At 48.8% G+C, this 4571-nt stretch carries 3 protein-coding genes and 1 pseudogene; 2 read left to right on the top strand and 2 right to left on the bottom strand.

Features of this window, described 5'->3' with window-relative positions; genetic code table 11:
• Positions 1-111, bottom strand: a pseudogene (locus HMPREF1487_RS27600) (IS5/IS1182 family transposase); the annotation flags it as partial.
• Here HMPREF1487_RS27600 and HMPREF1487_RS27115 point away from each other — a divergent pair.
• Complete coding sequence (locus HMPREF1487_RS27115; RefSeq protein ID WP_084213943.1) at positions 110-361, top strand: diguanylate cyclase; 252 nt, start codon at positions 110-112, stop codon at positions 359-361. The pseudogene HMPREF1487_RS27600 and the gene HMPREF1487_RS27115 overlap by 2 nt on opposite strands.
• 726 nt (positions 362-1087) lie before the next feature.
• Here HMPREF1487_RS27115 and HMPREF1487_RS25560 read toward each other — a convergent pair.
• Positions 1088-3721 (bottom strand): bifunctional diguanylate cyclase/phosphodiesterase, encoded by a 2634-nt coding sequence (locus HMPREF1487_RS25560; protein WP_010799693.1) that lies wholly within the window; start codon positions 3719-3721, stop codon positions 1088-1090.
• Between the two features lie 614 nt (positions 3722-4335).
• Between HMPREF1487_RS25560 and HMPREF1487_RS25555 the strand changes: the two genes are divergently transcribed.
• Positions 4336-4571: IS5/IS1182 family transposase (locus HMPREF1487_RS25555; RefSeq protein ID WP_010799692.1), on the top strand; the 236-nt coding region annotated here is incomplete at its 3' end.

The following is a 4571-nucleotide window of genomic DNA, read 5'->3' as shown; positions in this document are numbered from 1 at the left end:
AATCAATCCCTTCCACGGCACCACCTGATCCATCTCGATCAGGAACAATTCCTTACGGGTCTGCTTGCGCTTGCTGGCGTACTCGGCGTCGGCGAAGGTCATCTGCTTCATGGAAAAACTCGGCTGGCGGGATCGGCGTATTTCACCAGATTCGGGAAGTCTTTTTCAGACCTTCCCTAACGCATCCCTTGATACAGGAGCTTTAACTAGCTTCACGATTAGTATAGGTATCTCGGCTTTTCATGTAGAGCTACAAGATGCTACAGACTGGCTTAACAAGGCTGATCAGGCTCTTTATGCGGCTAAGAGGAGCGGTCGAAATCAGGTCTCTCAATATACGTTAAATGACATGTCCCGGTAAGAAAGGGGTTGGGTCGATTAAAAAAACTATAGCTGTTTATGCCATTGACCTAGGATAAGGCCAATCGGTGATTGGCTTTCAATGAGCATAACGGACGAACGCTATTAAAGGCCAAGAGTTAATCCTTTATATGATCCTGCACTGTTTTAGCGAGACATAGTGAAAGAGCCTGTGAACGAGCCCCCTGAAAGACAGGACACCGTTCCCCCTTGAGATAAGGGATAGGCAAACAAGCATGTTTATGACTAACAACAACGAAGGGTGGTGAGTTGCTTGGCCAGGAGCGACGCCGCTATTGGAATACGGAGCAAAAAGTGGCGATAGTTTGAGAGTTTTGAGCCGGGACAGAACGTTTCAGTGGTTGCCAGGCGAAGCGGTATTAACGTCAAGGGTGATCAGAGGAGAGTTAAAGAAAGCAGCCGCAAGCGCAAAAGAAATTGGTAAAAGCTTACGGCTGCCCCTGTAGAGGTCGCACAGATATCACCTATTAATCAAAACGCTAGAAACGCTATAACACTCTAGGGCTGGTTAGTGGGAAAGTAGGTCACGAATCTCTCGTGGCGTAACCGGCTTCAGAGGCAGCACTTGCCTTCCTTATTTTTAGATATAGCTCTTACCTGAGAGTCTTTCAAGGCCGTCTATCCGCTGTTTATTTGCAGGCCAGCTGTAGTGGATCAACTGATCCTAAGAATTTTTCAACCTTCTCTCATGCAGCCTTTTTCATGGTTAATGAACATTAAGTGAATCAGCCGGCATCGGTCGGCCCAGATAAAACCCTTGCGCCTGATTACAATGCAAGCGTGTTAAAAGATTCAACTGCTCCTGAGTTTCCACTCCTTCAGCAGTAATAGTAAGTGACAGCGCCTGCCCTAAACCAACAATGGCCTCAATGATGGCCTCGCCACTAGTCGATCCGTCCAGGGCCGCGATAAAGCCACGGTCGATCTTGATACCATCGAAAGGATAGGTATGGATGTAGCTTAATGATGAGTAGCCGGTACCAAAGTCATCCATGGACAGCCGAACGCCCAATGCCTTGAGCTCATTCATGATAAGCAACGCTTCATTAGCACTTTCAAGCATGACACTTTCGGTTATTTCCAGTTCTAGCCGCTCAGGTAACAACCCGGTTCCCTCCAGCACGGCCTTTATCCGAGGCACCAGATTGCCTTGCTTGAACTCTATCGGACACAAATTGACCGATACAAAAGCCGAATCCTGCCACTTGGCGGCTTCCAGGCAGGCTTGTCGTAAAACCCAGTCACTTAGGGGCACGATGAGCCCACTTTCTTGGGCAATCAAAATAAAACTATCCGGACCCAGATAGCCGCGGATCGGATGCTGCCAGCGTACCAGGGCTTCGGCTCCCATAAGGCGGCCGGTTTGTACCTCGTAACGAGGCTGAAACTCCAGACGCAACTCATTTCGCCGTAGTGCAAGCTTGAGGTCCGTTTCAAGCTGTCTTTGAAGCAATAGACGACTGCTCATTTGTGGGGTGTAGAACCGCCAGGTGTTGCGGCCAGCCGCTTTGGCTTCATAAAGTGCTATGTCGGCAAAGCGCAAGAGGTCATCTGTCCGAGAGCTGTCGTTGGGCGCTAAGACGATTCCTATGCTACAGCCTACATTCACCTCATGGTTGTCTATGACCATTGGGCTTTTCAAGGTGTTAAGCAGACGCTGACAGAAGTTTTCTATGATTGGCCGGTTAGACATACCACGGGCGATAATAACAAACTCATCACCACCGATTCGGGCGACGAGATCATCGTCGCGCATAACTTGCTTGAGGCGACGTGCGATCTCGACCAAAACCTGATCACCGGCAGCATGGCCAAGCGTGTCATTAATGGGTTTAAAGCTATCCAGGTCGAGATAGAAGAGCAGCAGAGGATCTTCTTGGGTAGGCTCTAGTTTGAGCCTGGCCTTAAGAAAGCTATACATGGCACGTCGGTTGGCTAGACCGGTTAAGGCGTCCTCTTGCGCATCCTGCAAGCGCTTTTTTTCCTCAAGCTTGCGCTGGGTAATATCTTGAAGGAAGGCGGAGAAAACGGTGCGGTCTTCGATGTGAACTGCAGTAACACGCAATTCTACGGGAATAAGCACGCCGTCCCTGCGTAGCGCAAGGCGCTCAACTACCTTGCCTATAGTGTCGCTATGCCCCTTGGTAAGATACTCTTTTAGATCCCTACGATAGGCTTCACGTCTGGCTACCGGAATAATAAGCTCTTCAACAAGACGACCAACAGCCTCTTCTCGATTCCAGAGAAAAATCTCTTCAGCCCGGCGATTCCAGGCGGTAATAGTGCCGCTCTCATCCATACCTATATAGGCGTCACTGGTATTTTCCAGAATTGCACTAAGCTCCGCTTCACGCTTGCGTAAAACGCTCGTACGCATCTCCACTGTCTGCTCAAGCTCATGCTGCAGAGTAATCAGCTGCTGTTCAGTGTTTTTGCGATCCTGTATGTCTTGAATAACACAGACGTAATGGGTTAGCTCTCCCTTATGGTTTTTCTGCTTTGTAACCATAAGATGTGTCCAAAGGGGGCTGCCATCCTTTCTGACATAACGCTTTTCCAGCTGAAACTGATCCATACGTCCAGTAGCCATCTTTTCGACTAGGTTCAGCCCCATGGACAGGTCTGCCGGTACGGTGATGTCCTGAAAGGTCAACGTACGAAACTCTTCTCGGCTATATCCAAGCATTGAGCATAAGGTACTATTTACATCAAGCCATTCGCCTTTGAGTGAGACTAACGCAATTCCAACGCCGGCTCGCTCAAAGATAGTACGAAAGCTTGATTCATGAGCGTGAACCTGTTCTCTGGAGTTAGATAGCTCACTGTTTATGAGCAGTAGCCTTTCTCGGTTCCTGATTTCATGCGAAACCATATCGGCTAGAACTTGCAAGATTTGTGTTTGGCTGTCTGTCAACTGGCGGGGGCGGGTATCCATAACGCAAAGCGTGCCCAGCGCATGTCCCTCTGCGGTAGTTACAGCAGCACCAGCATAAAAGCGAATCTTAGGGTTACCTACAACAAGGGGGTTATCAGCAAAGCGAGGATCATTTGACGCATCAGTAACAACTAGGGGCTTATGCTGTCTGATAGCATGTGCACAAAAACTTTGCTCACGTGGGGTCTCGATAAGATCTATACCCACCCGCGATTTGAACCATTGCCTATGCCGGTCAACCAAGGTTACTAGGGCAATGGGAGTCCCAAAAGTGTATGCGGCCAGCTCCGTGATGCGATCGAAAACTGGCTCAGCTTTAGTGTCAAGCAAGTTCAACGCACCTAAATGAGCCAAACGCTCAAGCTCTGTACTAGCTGGATCAGACTCTCCTGAATCCTTAGGCATAGGGCTTTACCTCAACTGTTGGGGTGTACAGGCGAAAGGCCGCGCTTCAATGATAGCTTTATCACATAACTCTAACGGTAGTAACATATATAGTGAGCGGAATTTGATAAAGCTGTACCTACTGACCACACTATTTTTGATCGCTTGCAGGTGTTGTGGTAATCAAAGCCCTTAAACTAGATCAGCGTCTGCTGCTTGCAACTAGCGGTATACATCTGTTTACCAATCGACCATTGCCAGTTGTATCGGCGCATCAGCTATGTGCTGTTGCGTTGCCTGGCTATGCTGGGTAGCACTACGATATTGCCTTTTAGCGGAACGGGTAAACCTACCAGCTCAGGAGCTACACCTCTGTGGCAAAAATTCTTTCCTATGCAGGTTATTGGGCCGCTATAGAATAGGGCTAGTATGATCATTTGGGACAGAGCACCAGCCTAAAAATAAGAAGATATAAGCAGATACCTGTATTTTCTTACTGAAGCTTCAAAGCAATCCAAAAGCAGTTATCTAATTTGGACTAGAGAGCTTTGTCTGAATGTTTATCTTTAGGGAAGGTCTGAAAAAGACTTCCCGAATCTGGTGAAATACGCCGATCCCGCCAGCCGAGTTTTTCCATGAAGCAGATGACCTTCGCCGACGCCGAGTACGCCAGCAAGCGCAAGCAGACCCGTAAGGAATTGTTCCTGATCGAGATGGATCAGGTGGTGCCGTGGAAGGGATTGATTGCCCTGATCGAGCCACACTACCCAAAGGGGGAAGGTGGTCGTCCAGCCTATCCGCTGATGGCCATGTTACGTATCCATCTGATGCAGAACTGGTTCGGCTACAGCGACCCGGCCATGGAAGAAGC

The sequence above is a fragment of the Pseudomonas sp. HPB0071 genome (genome assembly GCF_000478505.2).
In the GTDB taxonomy this organism is placed as follows: domain Bacteria; phylum Pseudomonadota; class Gammaproteobacteria; order Pseudomonadales; family Pseudomonadaceae; genus Chryseomonas; species Chryseomonas luteola.
This window is presented reverse-complemented; position numbering and strand designations above follow the sequence as displayed.

Bases quoted from the DNA above. Each gene is read 5' to 3' on its own strand.
- HMPREF1487_RS27115 (WP_084213943.1), top strand. From the start codon at position 110: ATGGAAAAACTCGGCTGGCGGGATCGGCGTATTTCACCAGATTCGGGA.
- HMPREF1487_RS25560 (WP_010799693.1), bottom strand. From the start codon at position 3,721: ATGCCTAAGGATTCAGGAGAGTCTGATCCAGCTAGTACAGAGCTTGAG.